This is a genomic window from Borrelia persica No12, assembly GCF_000500045.1.
Classification (GTDB): domain Bacteria; phylum Spirochaetota; class Spirochaetia; order Borreliales; family Borreliaceae; genus Borrelia; species Borrelia persica.
Genome location: NZ_AYOT01000223.1, coordinates 140,482 through 157,899, shown reverse-complemented (window position 1 = coordinate 157,899; position 17,418 = coordinate 140,482). Strand labels below are relative to the sequence as shown.

Sequence of the window (17,418 nt, the reverse complement as noted above, 5' to 3'; positions counted from 1 at the left end):
TTTCTTTTAAAAATCACATATCAAAAATATCAATTTGCGTCAATGCTATTTCTTTTATTTCACCATTTCTAAGAATACTATTAATTCTAGCCTTAATTTCTGCTTTAATCTGACTTTCATTTTTTATCTCTTGACCTGTTCTTTGACTAAAATATTCCCTAATAATATCTTTTAAACGAACTTTTTGTCTTCCAAGTTCACTTAAAATATTGACATTATTTTCAGCATAACCTAATGCAAGCTTTATTACAAAAGTTTTTGGAGGAGTATCTTGAGTAGTTCCCCTAATTTCATCTATACTTTCATACCATATAAGCATAGGAGGTTTTCCCAAATATTCATTAGAAAAAATTGGAAAATTATTAGGAGCACCACTTTGACTTACTACCATCTTAGAAACAAAATAGGAAACTATTATCATAATAACAACAGTAAATAATCCTATTGACAATATCTGTAAAATCCTTATTACCACATCAGGTAGTAGTCCCATTCTCTTACTATCAGAACCCCCTACATCAATACCATCATCACCTTTTTCAGGCATATTACCTCCTATAAAATACTTATCTCATTGAAAAAAAGTATTATCACTCATTAATTCCTTTAGCAAAACTCAAAGAAGCATCACTAATAATCAAAATATCTATTCTTCTATTATAAGCTCTACCTTCAGGAGTATCATCAGTAGAAACTGGTCTACTACTTGCAAATCCAGATACCTCAAATTTAGTCTCAATACTTTGTATTTTAGAGTGATCAGTGTAATTCAAAATCTGCTCTAGCATGTTTACTGCTCTTGCTGATGAGAGTTCCCAATTGCTTTTCCAAATCCCATTGATATTAACATCAATATTATCTGTATGTCCTTCAATTTTAAAATTATATCCTTGATTATCTAAAAACCCAATAAAAGAAGCTATCTTTTGTATAACGTCTCTATTATCATCAAGTTTAACTTCAGCACTAGCCGAATCAAAAAAAGCATCAGCTAAAAGAGATACAATAACACCACGCTCATGATGTCTGATAATAACTTTATTAGACTGAATTTTTTCAAGAAACTCGATAATAGATTTATTTTTAGATGCTTGAGAAGCCTGCTTGTTTTTCTCAGTAGAAGGTAAAGACATAAAACTATTACTTAAATAAGAAAGTTTATTAATGTCTAAAGTCCTACCACCCTTCAAAAATCCAGAACCCGTAAATGAAGCTGTCATTATTCGTAATACATTTTCTCTAACAATAACATCATTTAATGAAAACATAGTAACAAAAAAGACAAGTAACAAAGTAACCATATCTCCATAAGTCACCATATATTCAGGAGCACCACTCTCTTTACACTTTAAACGCTTCTTTCTGATTTTAAGTATCATTACTCACCCCCAAGAACGCCACTTCCAAGTTGATTCCTATCCTTAGGAGTTAAAAATGTTACAAGTTTTTGTTCTAAAATTCTAGGATTATCACCTGCTTGAATTGATAAAATTCCCTCAACTATCATTGCTCTCACTGACGCCTCCTCGAGATCTATAGACTCTAATTTAAGTTGAATAGGAATCAACATTAAATTTGATATTATTGTACCATAAAGAGTTGTAATCAGAGCAACAGCCATAGAAGAACCAAGTGCTGATCTATCTTCCAAATTTCCAAGAAGAGCCACAAGTCCAACAAGTGTACCTATCATTCCAAAAGCAGGAGCAAGTTTTGCCCAAGTTCCAAAAAGATCTGCACCAACCTTGTGTCGTTCTTGCATCTGTTCAAGTTCAAGGAAAAGCATAGTTCTAATTATCTCAGGATCAGTACCATCAACAACAAGTCTCATACCAGACTTAAAAAAGATATCATTAATTTGATCAAGTTCATCATCAAGAGATAAAAGCCCCTCTTTTCTAGCCTTTTCTGAAAGCTCTACTAAAGTCTTTATAATAGGAATTTTACCAAAAGAATTTTTTTTAAAGAAAAACCCTAAATACGTAGGGATTCTCTTAACAATAGGAACTTCTGAAGAAGCCATAAGCGCAGAAAAGGAACCAACAATAGTAATAAACACAGAACTTAAATCCCAAAAAACCCCTAATCCTGTAGGAGTAAATGCCATAGAAATTAAAATAGCACCAAATCCAACTCCCCATCCAATTATACTAGCCAAATTCATAGCCCAACTCCCTTATTCTCTTGTGTAAGTCTATCTAACAAAGCAATTTCTCTCCTATACATCTTGATTCTATTTACCACCTCTAACACACTATCTTTTACAACCAATTTTTTACCATTCAGAAGTAAAATTGTAGTATCAGGATTAGCTTCAATACTCTCAATATGAGAAGGATTTAAATAATAACTATCTCCATTAAGTTTTGTCACATAAATCATAAACTAAAACAAAAAAATCAACTCTTAAGTCTTACAAGTTCTTGCAATAACTGATCTGAAGTGGTTATGGTCTTAGCATTAGCTTGAAAACCTCTCTGAGTCACTATCATATCTGTAAATTGTTCAGCAAGATCAACATTAGCCATTTCCAAAACTCCTGCCCTAATAGTACCAAGACCTGCAAAACCAGTCTCACCTATTCTAGCTTGGCCTGAATTACTTGTTTCAGTAAAATTGGTATCACCAGCCTTTGCAAGACCTCCAGGATTAACAAATGAAGCAAGAGCAATCTTTCCAATAGCCCGTCTAACACCATTTGAATAAATTCCTGTTATGACACCACTCTGATCAATTTCATAGTTTTCCATATATCCCATGCCATACCCATTCTGAACAATAGCTTTTGTAGTACTTACATCAGCAAATTGAGTAATTGAATCAGCATAACTACCTACAGTCCCAAGTCTCAGACTAATAGTCTGCTGCTGACCAGCCTCTCCAGCATTAGCACCAACAACATCAAAAGTTATGGGAAACTCAAGTAAATCACCTGACTGACCTGCTTGACCATTTAAAGAAAGCAATGCTCCCTCATTATCAAATCCTATTGTAAAATTGGAATTTTCTTCTCCATTAATTAAAACTCTAGCATTCCATGTATTAGGGGTAGTTGCATCTCTTAAAACTCGAAGTTCAACAGTACTAGTATTTCCAAAAGTATCATAAACAGTTTTGTTGACAACCCAAGTACCACGAGCAGTATCTATTTCGTTTGCACCCTCTTCAACTATAGGCAATCTTTTATCAAGATTGCAAGCAAAGGTAATATATTCAGTAGCCTTAGCACCTTCTTTATCTCCAATAGGAATAATTAGATCATTAACATCAGCAGATGTATTGATAATTTGCTCCCCCCCAACAGATTCTGCCATCCAACCCTGAATTTGCATACCGTTTGCAGGATTTACAAGACGCCTATCAGAATCAACATCAAATGCACCAGCTCGTGTATAAAAAGAATTATTACCATCCTTTAAGATAAAAAATCCATTACCACTAATTCCAAGATCAGAAGCTTTTTGAGTACTCTGAAATGAGCCTTGAGTATGAATAGTATCAACAGTAGCAATACTCATTCCAAGACCAATTTGCTTTGGATTAACACCTCCACGTCCATCAGTAGGACGAGATGCTCCAGAAATGCTTTGAGATATCATGTCTTGAAAATTAACTCTTCCCTTCTTAAAACCAATGGTATTAACATTGGCAATATTATTACCAACAACATCCATTCTTGTTTGATGATTCTGCAGACCAGAAACACCAGAATATAAAGATCTCATCATATGCTTACTCCTCCAATCCTACTGACAAAATATTATTATAAATATAATATTTGCCATCAATCATAATTTGTGGAATTATTCCTGTCTTAACATTTGTAACCTTACCCTTAACAATTTCTCCATCACCATTTTCAAATTCAACTATTTTACCCAAAAAATCCAAATCTTTACTTATACCAAGGGTAGATGATAGATTTTCAAAAGATTTACTCATATTTGTCATTTGTTCAAGCGCTGAAAATTGCGCCATTTGAGAAATAAATTCTTTATCTTTCATTGGATCTGTAGGATCTTGATACTTAAGCTGAGTAATTAATAATTTTAAAAAATCATCTCTACCAAGATTACTTCCTTTAATATCTCTTTGTACTTTAGCATTAACTACCTCTCTAGAACGGCCCATGTTAACTAAACTATCAATGTTATTAATTGTATTCATCTATCCTCCATTTTAAACAATTAAATTAATACTTTCCTCTAAATCACCAGAAAATTCAACATAATCTTCAATCCTAAAAATCTGATTATTATTTAAATAAGATCGATGATTCTGAAAATCATCCTTAAAATTACCACCAGAAGAAAACCCAGAATCACTGCCTGCAAGAGAAAGATTTAAACTAGCATTAAAACCATTATCATTTAACATCTTGCTGATTGAATACATATTTTGTTCAAAAAGAGTCCTAACATTATAATTATCAACTATTATCTTGCCTAATAAATTATTATTAGAATCAAGATTTAAATTAATTCTTATACTACCAAGTTGCTTAGGTTTTAAAATCAACCTAATCTCTCCTGTATCATTCGATTTTAACACAATTTTGGCTTTATTAACAATATTATGATTAACTTTTAAGTTCCATTCTGATATCAAATTATCATCAATTTTGTTTAAAAAAAATTCTTTCATATCTCTTATATTAGAACTAGAGAGATCATCCATAAAAGCCCCAGACCTATCAAAAGCTTCCTTAATAGCATATTTGCCAACACAATTATCACCATCAACTAACTTAAATTTAGAACTTAAATTCAATAATTCCTTAACACCACCATTTTTCTTAAAATTCTTAACATCAATACTAATAAGATTGTCTTCTTTACTTTTTTTTGTAATACCCAAATCTTCACTTTTCCAACCAGTATCAATATTTAGAACATCAACATTAAAAATCGAACCTAAATCACCAATTAAAACATTAAGCTCAGAAAAAACCTTTTCAACATTATTTAATATTTCTTTTTTATTAACAAATTCAGGATCAGAGGATAAATTTTCTTTTAAATTTTGAAGACTCTCAAAGTCAAACAAACCGCCCATTCTTTTAACTAAAGATTTCAAATCAGACATAAAAGTTTTATCTTTAAACTTTTCTAAAACAAAAGAATGATTCAAAGAAATATTATTAGAATTTTTCTTTATAAGATTATTACTATTTAAAAATTCTAGTAATGAATTCTTCAACTTAGATATATCTTGAACTTTTGAAGAAATAAAACCTGAAAAACCAACCTTCTTATCTTGATTAAACACAATACCATTTAGAGAACCAGAAACTTTATTTAAATTTGACAAATTAGCAATAATTTTACTTAAATTACTCATACACTACTCCAATGAACTAACAGACATCTTTCTAATCAATACAGCGGCCTTTTTAGAATTCATAAGAGACAACCAATGAGGAACAATAGATACACGCCCTTCTTTTTTAGCTATATCCTCTACCTTACGCATATAAGATATAGCAATTTCATCATTAAGTTCTTCAATTCTCTTAACAGCATCCTCTGGTGGCATATTCATTAAATACAAAGCAGCCTGCATAAAATTTGCATCCTCATCTCTATATTTATTCACAATATCATCAATCAACTTCTGCTTCAAATCCAAATCTTTTTGCTTTTGATTAAGTTCAGCTTCCAATTTATTTAAACTATCTTCCCTTTTCTTCAATTCCTCTCTCAATTTCTCAACTTGCTGACTCTTAATATAAATAGCCTCTTTTTCCTTTATCATCCTAATCTCATCAAGACTAATATGTGTATAATCAAGTGACTGATCATCATCTTTAAAAAATAAAGATCTAATATACTCAGGCATATAATCTCTAGTATGATAGATACCAAACAAATCTGTTAAAAAAAATGAAAGTCCTAAGAAAAAAACGACCAAAAATGACCACAAAAAAAATCTAAATAAAAACAACAAATAATTATTCATTATTCTGCCCTAACTTCTTACAAATCTTATAATTAAGATATTCATCCAAAGACAATATTTCACTTCTTATTTTGTCTTTAATTATAGTATTATTTAAAGTTTTTACTAATATGTCAACCTTTTTTTCTTCCTCATATCTTTTTAAATAAATATCATAATACTTATTATATTCTCTCTTAAGTTCCTCAAGTTTTTTCAATTCTTCTTTTTGTTTTAAAAATACACAATCTAAATAACTGCCTTTTAAAAAAGGATCCAAATTTCTTAATTTATTGCAACTTTGAGCAATACCTTCCAAAAATTCTTGTGTTGCTGCAATTTTATTATTTACACCCATCAAGTCATTTTCAATAAATTTTTTACTATGAGTTCTAATACTTAATATCTTTTCAAATTTTTTTTTCTTTAAAAGTAAATCATTCAAGCCAATATTTCTCTCATTTCATTATCTAAATTTTCAAAATCACACTCTTCTTGCATGCCTTGGGATAAAAAATCAACAATTTTTGGATATTTTGCGATAGCCAAATCAACTTCTTTATTAGAACCCTTCATATAAATCCCTGTTTTAATTAAATCTTCATAATTTTTATAAACTGATAACAAATTTCTAACCTTAGATATCAATTTTTGCTTTTCAAAATTTGTTATCCTATGAAGAGATCTTGAAGTTGAACTTAAAATATTTACCGAAGGATAAATTCCTCTATCAGACAAATCTCTATCTAAAATAACATGACCATCTAAAACAGCTCTCATATTATCAGCTATAGGTTCACTTAAATCATCACCCTCAACAAGCACAGTATAAAATCCTGTAATACTACCCTTTCCATTTAATCCTGAACGCTCAAGTAAAATAGGAATTTCTACAAAAACAGAAGGAGGATAACCTTTAGTCGCAGGTAACTCTCCCATAGAAAGGCTAATTTCCCTTTTAGCATTTGCAAACCTTGTCATTGAATCAAATAACAACATAACATCCATTCCACGATCTCTAAAATATTCAGCTATTAACGTTGCAGTATAAGCTCCCTTATATCTTGAAATAGGAGACTCATCAGAAGTCGACACAACCAAAACGCTTCTCTTAAAACATTCATCTCCAAGTTCATATTTAATAAATTCATTAAGTTCACGACCTCTCTCACCAATAAATGCAATAACATTAATATCCGCTTTAGAATTTTTAGCAATCATACCAAGCAAAGTGGATTTTCCAACACCAGCACCCGAAAAAATGCCTACACGTTGACCTCGTGCCACTGGCAAAAATCCGTCAAGAACTCTAACTCCAGTAACTATTTGCTCAGCAAAAACACCTCTATCTAAAGGATTAATACTATTAAAACTCAATTCTTTGTAATGATTGCCAACAAACGGTCCTTTATTATCAATAGGTCTTCCAAGAGAATCAATTACCCTTCCAAGTAATTCATCACTCAAATTAATTTGAGGTTTCTTATTTAAAGAATAAACTTTATCACCAACTTCAATTCCATCAAGTCCCTCATAAGCCATAAGACTAACGAAAGATCCATTAAAACCTACAACTTCAGCATATATTTTTTTACCACTACTCTGCTCAATCAAACATAAATCACCAATACCGCATTTTGGACCCAAGCTTTCAAGTAAAAGACCATTAATTTTTTTTACCCTGCCAATAAGAGATATAGTATTAATATCATCCAATATTTTTGAATAACCTTCAAAAAAATTGTTCATCACAATTCCTTAAGTCGTTAGAATATAGAAGAAAAATTTTTAAATCTCTCTTCTATCCTATCAAGTTGAGATGAAATTCGTGCATCTATTTCTCCAAAATCAGTCTCAATGATACACCCACCTTTTCCTATATTAACGTCTTCAACAATTTCAAGGTTTTCTATAAAATCAAATTTAGAAATAAACTCATGCTTTTGATGACTTACAACATCTATATCATCAAGATTAACACGAATAACAATATTTGTTTTACTTTTTATCTTTTTCAAAGCCTCATTTACATTTTCTATAACAACACCTTTTTGGGTGTCTACAATTTTTTTAACCACTTTAACCGCAATTTGCATCACAAGATTCACTATATGTTCACCTGAAGACTCAAGAATTTCTTTTCTCTTGGCAATCAAAGAAGATATAATACCATTTAATTTTCCAAGTATTTTATCAAAATCTTCACGTCCCCTCTGAAATCCATCATCATATCCCTCATTTCTACCCTTTGCAATCTCAATCTCAAGCTCTCTTTTTAATTTTTCTTCATGTTCTTTAACTATTCTTTGAATTTCTAAATCAGATTCTCTCTCAATTGTTCCTTTTTTGTTTTCAGCCTCTTTTTGTAAATTCTCAGCTTTTTCATGAGCCAAACTCACTATTTGGTTAGCCTGTTCTCTAGCCTCTTCAAGAATTTTCGAACATTCAAGATCTATTTCTGTCCTAGCAACCTCATGTCCATGTTCAATCTCTTCTTGTAGTTTTGCCTTTTGACTCATTAAAGCTTCAAGCTCACTACGAAGCTTAACATTACGATCCTCTACATTAGAAATCTCATTTTCCTTTCTCTTAATTTCTAATGACTTAAAAATAGGATTTGTAATTTCAACAAACTCTAACTTTACTGCATTTACAACTTCTTTTGATTTATATAAAACCTTAGGCAAATACAACTCCTTTGTTAGATAAGCACATCTTCTTCACCACCTCTTGAAATCACTATTTCACCTTGCTCTTCTAATTTTCTAATAAGAGAAACAATTTTTTGCTGAGCTTCCTCAACATCCTTACGCCTAGTAGGCCCCAAGAATTCCATATCTTCTTTAAGCATTCCAGCAGCTCTCTTAGACATATTTTTGAAAATCTTATCTTGTACAGGAACATCAACTGATTTTAAAGCTTTTGCCAATTCCTGACCATCTATTTCTCTTAAAATACGCTGTATTGATCTGTCATCAAGAAGAACAATATCTTCAAATACAAACATTTTTTTCTTAATCTCTTCCGCAAGCTCAGGATCTTCTTCTTCAAGAGATTCAATAATAAATTTCTCTGTCTTACGATCAGCCATATTAATTATTTCAACAACATTATCAACACCACCAGCTGAAGTATAATCTTCTGAAGATAAAGAAGCCAATTTCTTTTCAAGAACTCTCTCGACCTCTCTTACAACTTCAGGAGAAGTTCTATCCATTAATGCTATTCTTCGTGCAACATTAGTTTGAATTTCAGTAGGAAGACTAGAAAGAATAAATGAAGCCTTTTGTGGATCAAGATATGAAAGTATTAACGCAATTGTTTGCGGATGTTCTTGTTGGATAAAGTTTAAAATATTAGCAGGATCTGCCCTTCTAACAAATTCAAAAGGCCTTGATTGTAAAGCAGAACCCAAATTATTAATAATATCCACTGCCTTTTGAGTCCCAAGTGCCTTTTCAAGAAGTTCTCTAGCATAATCTATACCACCCTTCTGAATAAACTCTTGAGCCATCATCAATTCTTTAAATTCCAAAAGAACACTATCTTTAAGCTCAGAAGTAACAACATCAAGTCTTGCTATCTCAAAGGTTAAAGACTCTATTTCTTCTTGAGATAAATATTTAAACACTCTAGATGAAATCTCAGACCCTATTGAAACCAACAAAATAGCAGCCTTTTGCTTTCCTGTTAAAGTAGAAACACCAAATATTTCTTTTTCATTTTGCTCTTCCATATAAATTATTATCCTTTATACATTCTTCACAATCCATGTTCTAATAAGCTTAGCAACATCTTCAGGTTTCTCCCTAGCCAAAATTTCAGCATTACTTTGAAGTTCATCCTCTTCTCTAAATCCACCAACAACATCATCAACACCAATATCATCACTATCCATCAATGCCTGTTGACGCCTCAAATGTGCTTGTCTTGCAAATTCTTCTTCTCTAAGACGTCTTCTTCTCTCAAGTTCTCTAGAAACAACGAAAAATATTGTAAACAATAATATCAATAATGCAGCTATTATACTTACAACAAAAGTAAGAAATTTTAATTTTTCACTTGCAAAATAAGCTTCATCTATCTTTCTAAATTCGCTTACTCGATCAAAGGCAACATTTCTAACAGTAATTGAATCACCTCTTTCTGGTTTATATTCAAAAGAACTCTGCAAAACATCGGTTATATTTTTTATAGCCTCATCAGAAATAGGCTTATATTCCCTTTTACGCATGCCATTTTCCATAACAAAATTTCCAGACTCATCATAAACAAAATCCCAAATACCATCTACAAAGATACCAAGCGAAATTCCAGCAACCCTAGCAGGCTCTTTTTCACTTAACGATTTTTTTTCATTAAGGGCAACATTTTTTATTTCCTGAAATTCACTTGACTTCCCAACAATATCACTCATATCTCGGTACTCAGGAGGAGTATTGCCCTCCTGTCCAGGTGGACCCCATGGACTATAACCTTGCCCTTCATATTCTCTTTTATGTACTTGAGAAGATATTAATGTCGAATCACTCACTTTTCTTGTAGGATAAGAAACTTTTGGATCCTGAGGTTCAAGTTCAATAGGAGCATACTCTTTAGATTCTGTAGTTTGCTTAGAAGTGTCTAACGTCACATTAACCCTTGCAATCATAAATCTATCACCAGACAAAACCCTACTTAAAGCAAAATCAATTTCATCGCGAAGCATAGATTCATATTTTAATTTAAGCTTTCTTTCTTTCTCAGCCAAATCAATTCTATCAACACCATCTAAATTAGAAAAATCATTTAAGATAGTTCCTTTATTATCAACAATAACAATATTATCTGCTTCAAGACCTTCAATAGCATATTGAATTAGCTTAACTAGACCTTCTACTTTTTTGCGATTAGTTGTAATATCAGAACCTGGTTTAGGAGTAATTCTAACAGATGCCCTAACTGACTCCTGTGACTCTTTAAAAAGAGCTTTCTCAGGCATAACAAGATTAATACTCACAGCATCAACATCATCAAGAGCAACAATATGTTGCTCAACAGCCCTTGTAATCGACCGTCTAAGATTAATATTTCTTTCAAAATCCGTAATAGTCCATCTATCAATATCGAAAAGAGACCAAGGATCCATATGCATAGGCACAAGCTCTTCTCTTACAAGAATTGCTCTTATTCTTTTAGACACACTCTCATCATTTAAGTAAATTTTTCCATCAGCAGTAACAGTATACTTAACATTCTCTCTATCCAATCTTTGCACTATCCTATCTAACAAATACTGATCCTTAATTGCAACACCAAAAAGGGCAATACCTTGTTTTTTAGTAGAAAAATTTACCAAAAAAATAAGCGACAAAATTATAAATAAAGCAATAACACCAAAAGCCACTTTTTGAATCATACTGGCTTTTTTAAAACTTTTATTTACTGATGCAAAAAACTTAGTGATAAAATTGCTCAAACTGCATAGCTCCTTAACGAATATTAATTACATCTTGATAAGCCTTTATGCTTTTCTCAACAACAGCTTTTGTGATACTTAAATTCATATTAGCTTTAGCCATAGATATTACAACATCATGAACATCAACACTATTTGGATGTAAAATAGATTCCTGTGACATTTGATACACATCCAACTGACTCTTATTCACATCAGATATTAAATTAAAGAAAAGATCTCTAAAAGTTTTGGCTTGCTTTTCACTCCTAACATCAAAATCAGGAAAACTTTTATCAAAATGCAAAGGACTTTTACGAATCAAATAAACATTATTATCTGTAAAAAAAGAATCTACTCTCATTTTTCACAAACCTCCTTAATTTTGAAGTATTGATAATGCACTCCTAAACATTGATTTACTACCATTAATTACAGCAGAATTTGCTTCATAAGCACGAGAAGCAGAAATCATATCCACCATCTCTTCAACTACATTTACATTAGGAAATTCAACATATCCCTTTAATTCGCCAAACTTTATTGCATCAGGATGAGTTGGATCATATTGTAACTTTAAAGGAGACTTGTCTTTTTCAATACCAGCAACTCTTACACCCTGCCCAACTCCATTATCAAGATAATCAGGCACAAAAAATCCCTTCCAATAAGGACTTACAACTCGTGGAGAAAAAATTATTCTCTCTCGTCTATAAGCTCCCCCCTCAGCAGTTCTAGTAGTTTCTACATTTGCAATATTATTTGCAATAACATCGAGTCTTAATCTTTGAGCCGTTAAGCCTGTTGAGGCAGTATTAATACTTGAAAATAATCCCATATATAAATATTCCTTGAGGTTACAACTTATTTTATTACAATATTGACACTTTTAAAATAATGAGCTTGAATATTTGTAAACAATCCATACATCATTTGATTTTGAACGAGACTTTTCATCTCAGAATCAATATCGACATTATTACCATTGTTATTTAAAGTCGAGAAATAATCAAGCATCCTTTGGGGTTTTACATCCAAATACCCTAATTCTTTCAAGCCATCTAAATGTTTATCATTACCTCTCTTTAAAGACAAATGATTTGTCTTTTCATTCAAAATTGCTCTCTCAAGCTCAGCCTCAAAAGTAACTTTACTTCTTTTAAAATTTGGAGTATCTACATTTGCAATATTATCAGCTATTACACTTTGTCTTAATCCCAAAACATCCAAATACCTATGTGCTAAATCTACTGATCTTTGAAAAATATCCAAACTAATACCCTCTACACTACAAATTGTTTTTTACTATATTATATAACAATTTAAGTCTTTTTGTTCGTTAATTTTTATTTTTTCATTAACATAGTCCAAATTTATTTCTATTTTCTTCAACTTACTACCAGGAGCATCAAAAAAAAGATCGGCAAGAATTTTTTCCATAACTCCATGCAATCTTCGTGCTCCAAGATTTTCTCCTTCAAAATTCATATTAAATGTAAGTTCAGCAATTCTATCAATTGCCTCTTCGCTAAATGTTAAAGTCAAATTATAAACCTGAAACATTGCAATATACTGTTTTATTAAAGAATTTTTAGTATGTTTTAAAATATTCTTAAAATCATCTACGCTTAAACTCTTAAGTTCAACCTTAATTGGAAACCTACCTTGAAGTTCTGGTATTAAATCAGATGGTTTTGATAAATTAAATGCACCAGCAGCAATGAACAAAATATGAGAAGTATCCACTATTCCATATCTAGTATTAACCTTAGATCCCTCAACAATTGGCAAAATATCTCTCTGAACCCCTTCTCTAGAGACATCATTTCCCGTTCTATTTTTAGTAACTATCTTATCAATCTCATCAATAAAAACAATACCCATATTTTCAACTCGTGATTTGGCAATATCTACAATATTCTCGTAATCAACCAATTTTTCAAGCTCTTCAGATATAATTATCTCTCTAGCCTTTTTAATCTTTAACTCTCTTCTCTTCTTTCTATCAAATATATTACTGATTAGTCCTCCAATACTCATATCAATCTCTTCCAAATTACCACCTGAGAATATTTCTATGGTAGACACAGGCATTTTACCTGAAACATAAACATCAATAAGACTCTCATCAAGCTCCCCTTTTCTCAATTGCTTTCTAAACTTATCTCTCAATTTCTCACGAACTCTCTTCTCTTCATCGCTGATATTATCATTCTCAGAATTTTCAGAATTTTTCAAAAGCTTGTCTATGATTCTCTCCTCAGCACGCTTACTTGCCTCTTCTTTAACAGAAGCATACATCTCTTCTCTTACCATATTAATTGCAATACTCATCAAGTCACGAATCATAGATTCAACATCACGACCCACATAACCTACTTCAGTATATTTTGTAGCCTCAACTTTAATAAAAGGAGCCTTAATAAACTTTGAAAGTCTTCTTGCAATCTCAGTTTTTCCAACTCCAGTTGATCCAACCATAATAATATTTTTAGGCATAACATCGTCTTTTATATCTTTAGGAAGCTTTGATCTTATATATCTATTAACAAGAGCAATTGAAACCAATTTTTTTGCTTCTGACTGTCCTATTATATACTTATCTAATTCTGCAACAATCTTCTTAGGTAATATACTTTGATCCTCAATTTTATTCATCAATCAATCTCCTCAAGAACAATATTTGAATTTGTATATATACAAACCCTTGCTGCTACCTTTAAAGACTTAGAAGCAATATCAGCAGCACTTAATTTTTTATTTTCCATATAAGCAAGAGCTGCTGAATATGCATAATTTCCCCCACTACCAATCGAGATCACATCTTCTTCAGGCTCAACAACATCTCCGGTACCTGAAATTAATAAAATATTATCAGAATCAGCAACAAGCATCATCGCCTCAAGTTTGTGAAGTATTTTATCAGATCTCCAATCTTTTGCAAGTTCTACAGCAGCTCTCTTAATATCAATAATTCCATCTTCTCTGGATTTAACCTTTTCTTCAAATTTTTCAAAAAGAGTAATAGCGTCAGAAGTTGAACCCGCAAATCCTGCCAAAATTTTTCCATTAAGCAATTTTCTTATTTTTACAGCATTAGATTTTAAAACAGTATATCCAAAAGTCACCTGTCCATCTGCTGCCACCACAGTCTTGCCTCCTCTTCTTATTGCAATAACCGTAGTTCCTCTAAAACCCATGATGTCCCCCTATTTAGATATTTCATTTAATAACTCACTAATAAGCATACTCGATATATCTTCACCTATACAACAATTATTCAAGTCATCCTTCATTGCAGGCTTATTATACTCAACATTTAAAACCTTATAAAGATCTGGCACTGATTTTATTTCTAAAGCTCCAGAATCATATAAATCCCTAGAACCATCACCAGAATAATTAATATTATAAACATAAACATCAAGACCCAAATCAAGTCCAAGCTCAGCAGTAATTAAAGCTCCAGACTTTTTTGGTGCACATGTAATAAAAACAACATCTGAAAGACCAGCCACTATTCGATTTCTTTTTGCAAAAAAATAATTTTGTATTTTCTCATAAGGCAAAGTCTCAGTAAGAATACCCCCACCATTTTCCAAAAGACGAGTAACATATTTTCTATTTTGTTTTGGATAAATATTATCAATATCTGTAGCAATAACCGCATACGTTCTTTTTTTCTCATTAATTGCACCAAGATGAGCAGCAATATCAGCTCCTATTGCAAATCCAGATATTACCTCTACATGATTTTTAGCAAGATGGGATGATAATTCTTGAATTTTATCTGCCAAAAGTCTACTAATTTGTCTTGAACCAACAACAGCCCAAGATACAGAATTAGAATCTGGAAGATTCCCTCTATAATAAATGGCAAATGGAGGATCGTAAATTCTCTTTAATTTTAAAGGATAATCTTTAGAGCCAAGAACCGCAATCTTTGCACCTACTCTGTCAATAATCTTTTGTTGCAACTCTATTAATTTTAGATCTGGCAACCTATGGATTTTTCTAAAATTTTTAGATAAATAATTAGCGATATCTTTTAAATTCAACTTACAAAGCTCTTTTAAATCAAAATTTTTAAAAATTTTTAGCTTTTCTTCACTTTTTAAAAACCTCAAATTATCAATATAAAGCAATTTAAACATAAAAACTATTTAAAATCATTTATTATTCTAGCAACTCCATCCTTTTGTTCTTGACTTGAAGCTTCACTTTTTGCCTTATTATAAAACAACAAAGCATTATTAAAATCACCAAGAGAATAATAATTTGCACCCCTTAACATAAAAAATTCAAAATAATTCTCCCCCATAGACTCAAGCTTATTTAAATAACCTTTAGCCTCTAATTGTTTATCAAGATCATAAACATACATGGTAGAGAGAGCAAAAATTGCTTCTTTAAAATCATCTTTAATGGATATAGATTGTAAAAAAGAATTTTCAGCAAGAGTAAAATATTCATCTATCTTTTCCTTAGCTTGCATTCCTTTAGCCAAGTTATAAGAAGAAACTCCTATATAAAAATGAGACAAATAATTATCGGGCCCATACTCTAAATTTTTATTAAAATACTCAATAGCAGGCAAATATTGACCAAGTCGAATCAGTTCAAGCCCAATTAAACTAAAAAATCTGGCCTTTTTGTCAATAGAATTTATTATTTTTAAAACATTGTGTTCTTCTCTATTAATAAACTCTTTGTAAACTTCTATTTTTTCTGCTGAACCACCACCGGATAATTCTATTTCTCTTATTCTAAGTCCAAGATTTGATTTTTCTTTAGCTGCATCTCCACAAGAAATCAATAGAAATAAAAATACCGATACACACTTTTTCATTCAACTGTCGCCATTTTTCTTATTTAAATTTCTAAGAAATGTGGGAACGTCAATATCATCCTCAAAATAATTAGCATTCTTTGATTTCGCTATAAAGTTATCATTAGCCCCATAAGTATCCTGACTACCTGACATCAAACTATCAAATTCTTTTGAACTTAAAGTATTATTTTCAACAACCCCAGATAACTCCTTTTGTTTTTTAGCAGAAAACCCAGTAGCAACGACTGTAACATAAATTTCATCATCTAAATTTGAGTTAATCGCATGTCCATATATTACAGTAGCCTCATCATCAACACTAGCAGTAATTATTCCCATAATTTCTTCAAGTTCAAGCAATGAAAAATCTTCACCTCCAGTGATATTAACAAGAAGACCCTTAGATCCTTCTATTCTAACTTCCTCAAGTAAAGGATTGCTAATAGCAGAAGTAGCAGCATCAACTGCTCTATTCTCGCCCTTACCATAACCAATACCCATCAAAGCATCACCCTGCCCTTGCATAATACTCTTAACATCAGCAAAATCAATATTAACTTCTCCATGTTCAATAATAAGACCCGCAATTCCCTGTACACCCATTCTAAGTACATCATCAGCTCTCTTAAATGCATCCTTAATTGTAGTTCTCTTATCAACAACAGTTAAAAGCTTTTGATTTGGAATAATGATCAAAGTGTCAACAGATTTCCTTAAATTATTTATTCCTTGCTCAGCAAGTCGCATCTTTTTAGGCCCTTCAAATTTAAAAGGTTTAGTAACAACTCCAACTGTCAAAATTCCAAGCTCCTTAGCAACTTGCGCAATAACAGGAGCAGCACCCGTTCCAGTTCCTCCCCCCATTCCAGCAGTAATAAATACCATGTCAGCACCTGCTAAATGATTTTTAATAACATCAATATCTTCTTCTGCTGCAGCCTGTCCAATTTCAGGTCTTCCACCAGCTCCAAGACCTGCTGTAACTTTAGCACCAAGAGCAATCTTTATAGGAGCAATAGAAGTCTGAAGGGCCTGAAGATCAGTATTTGCTACAATAAATTCAACATCCCTTACCCCATATTCAATCATACGATTAACAGCGTTACTACCACCACCGCCCGCACCAATTACTTTAAGAACTGTAGGATTTGTAGCAGAATCAAACCTTTTTGAATGACTATCAATAATATTATAATCTTTCATCTAAATGCCT

21 protein-coding genes are annotated in these 17,418 nt (G+C 31.6%); all 21 read right to left on the bottom strand.

Features of this window, described 5'->3' with window-relative positions; translation table 11 throughout:
* Positions 1-13: 13 nt before the first annotated feature.
* The 21 genes from fliL to ftsZ are packed head-to-tail and all read right to left on the bottom strand — an operon-like array spanning position 14 to position 17,408.
* Complete coding sequence (gene fliL, locus U881_RS0108400) at positions 14-547, bottom strand: flagellar basal body-associated protein FliL (protein WP_024653985.1); 534 nt, start codon at positions 545-547, stop codon at positions 14-16.
* Positions 548-590: 43 nt separating this feature from the next.
* A complete protein-coding gene (motB, locus tag U881_RS0108395) occupies positions 591-1,379 on the bottom strand; it encodes a flagellar motor protein MotB (protein WP_024653984.1) in 789 nt (262 codons plus the stop codon).
* The gene (locus U881_RS0108390; protein WP_024653983.1) at positions 1,379-2,164 is read right to left on the bottom strand and encodes a motility protein A; all 786 of its coding nucleotides are present in this window, start codon (positions 2,162-2,164) and stop codon (positions 1,379-1,381) included. Before U881_RS0108390 ends, motB begins: the two co-directional genes overlap by 1 nt.
* Positions 2,161-2,382, bottom strand: a complete 222-nt coding sequence (locus U881_RS0108385; protein WP_024653982.1) for a flagellar FlbD family protein — start codon at positions 2,380-2,382, stop codon at positions 2,161-2,163. Before U881_RS0108385 ends, U881_RS0108390 begins: the two co-directional genes overlap by 4 nt.
* 17 nt (positions 2,383-2,399) lie before the next feature.
* Positions 2,400-3,728, bottom strand: a complete 1,329-nt coding sequence (flgE, locus tag U881_RS0108380) for a flagellar hook protein FlgE (RefSeq protein WP_024653981.1) — start codon at positions 3,726-3,728, stop codon at positions 2,400-2,402.
* Positions 3,729-3,732: 4 nt separating this feature from the next.
* Positions 3,733-4,167 (bottom strand): flagellar hook assembly protein FlgD, encoded by a 435-nt coding sequence (gene flgD / locus U881_RS0108375; protein WP_024653980.1) that lies wholly within the window; start codon positions 4,165-4,167, stop codon positions 3,733-3,735.
* A 12-nt stretch (positions 4,168-4,179) separates the two neighbouring features.
* Positions 4,180-5,340: a flagellar hook-length control protein FliK gene (locus U881_RS0108370; RefSeq protein WP_024653979.1), complete on the bottom strand. Its 1,161-nt coding sequence runs from the start codon at positions 5,338-5,340 to the stop codon at positions 4,180-4,182.
* A 3-nt stretch (positions 5,341-5,343) separates the two neighbouring features.
* Positions 5,344-5,958, bottom strand: a complete 615-nt coding sequence (locus tag U881_RS0108365) for a periplasmic-type flagellar collar protein FlbB (RefSeq protein ID WP_024653978.1) — start codon at positions 5,956-5,958, stop codon at positions 5,344-5,346.
* Entirely contained in the window at positions 5,951-6,382 is a 432-nt protein-coding gene (locus tag U881_RS0108360; protein ID WP_024653977.1) for a hypothetical protein, read from the bottom strand. Before U881_RS0108360 ends, U881_RS0108365 begins: the two co-directional genes overlap by 8 nt.
* The gene (locus U881_RS0108355; RefSeq protein WP_024653976.1) at positions 6,379-7,686 is read right to left on the bottom strand and encodes a FliI/YscN family ATPase; all 1,308 of its coding nucleotides are present in this window, start codon (positions 7,684-7,686) and stop codon (positions 6,379-6,381) included. The genes U881_RS0108360 and U881_RS0108355 overlap by 4 nt, the downstream gene beginning before the upstream one ends.
* Positions 7,687-7,703: 17 nt before the next feature.
* The gene (gene fliH, locus U881_RS0108350) at positions 7,704-8,624 is read right to left on the bottom strand and encodes a flagellar assembly protein FliH (RefSeq protein ID WP_024653975.1); all 921 of its coding nucleotides are present in this window, start codon (positions 8,622-8,624) and stop codon (positions 7,704-7,706) included.
* 14 nt (positions 8,625-8,638) lie between these two features.
* Complete coding sequence (fliG, locus tag U881_RS0108345; RefSeq protein WP_024653974.1) at positions 8,639-9,673, bottom strand: flagellar motor switch protein FliG; 1,035 nt, start codon at positions 9,671-9,673, stop codon at positions 8,639-8,641.
* 15 nt (positions 9,674-9,688) lie between these two features.
* The gene (gene fliF / locus U881_RS0108340; protein WP_024653973.1) at positions 9,689-11,395 is read right to left on the bottom strand and encodes a flagellar basal-body MS-ring/collar protein FliF; all 1,707 of its coding nucleotides are present in this window, start codon (positions 11,393-11,395) and stop codon (positions 9,689-9,691) included.
* 13 nt (positions 11,396-11,408) lie between these two features.
* Positions 11,409-11,738, bottom strand: a complete 330-nt coding sequence (fliE, locus tag U881_RS0108335; RefSeq protein WP_024653972.1) for a flagellar hook-basal body complex protein FliE — start codon at positions 11,736-11,738, stop codon at positions 11,409-11,411.
* A 15-nt stretch (positions 11,739-11,753) separates the two neighbouring features.
* On the bottom strand, positions 11,754-12,212 hold the full coding sequence (gene flgC, locus U881_RS0108330) for a flagellar basal body rod protein FlgC (protein ID WP_024653971.1): 459 nt from the start codon (positions 12,210-12,212) through the stop codon (positions 11,754-11,756).
* Between the two features lie 26 nt (positions 12,213-12,238).
* Positions 12,239-12,646: a flagellar basal body rod protein FlgB gene (gene flgB / locus U881_RS0108325; protein ID WP_024653970.1), complete on the bottom strand. Its 408-nt coding sequence runs from the start codon at positions 12,644-12,646 to the stop codon at positions 12,239-12,241.
* A 33-nt stretch (positions 12,647-12,679) separates the two neighbouring features.
* Entirely contained in the window at positions 12,680-14,032 is a 1,353-nt protein-coding gene (gene hslU, locus U881_RS0108320) for an HslU--HslV peptidase ATPase subunit (protein WP_024653969.1), read from the bottom strand.
* Positions 14,032-14,574, bottom strand: a complete 543-nt coding sequence (hslV, locus tag U881_RS0108315; protein ID WP_024653968.1) for an ATP-dependent protease subunit HslV — start codon at positions 14,572-14,574, stop codon at positions 14,032-14,034. Before hslV ends, hslU begins: the two co-directional genes overlap by 1 nt.
* A 9-nt stretch (positions 14,575-14,583) precedes the next feature.
* On the bottom strand, positions 14,584-15,528 hold the full coding sequence (gene dprA / locus U881_RS0108310) for a DNA-processing protein DprA (protein WP_024653967.1): 945 nt from the start codon (positions 15,526-15,528) through the stop codon (positions 14,584-14,586).
* A 5-nt stretch (positions 15,529-15,533) separates the two neighbouring features.
* The gene (locus U881_RS0108305) at positions 15,534-16,223 is read right to left on the bottom strand and encodes a hypothetical protein (RefSeq protein WP_024653966.1); all 690 of its coding nucleotides are present in this window, start codon (positions 16,221-16,223) and stop codon (positions 15,534-15,536) included.
* Entirely contained in the window at positions 16,224-17,408 is a 1,185-nt protein-coding gene (gene ftsZ / locus U881_RS0108300; RefSeq protein ID WP_024653965.1) for a cell division protein FtsZ, read from the bottom strand. It lies immediately after the preceding gene.
* Between the last annotated feature and the right edge of the window lie 10 nt (positions 17,409-17,418).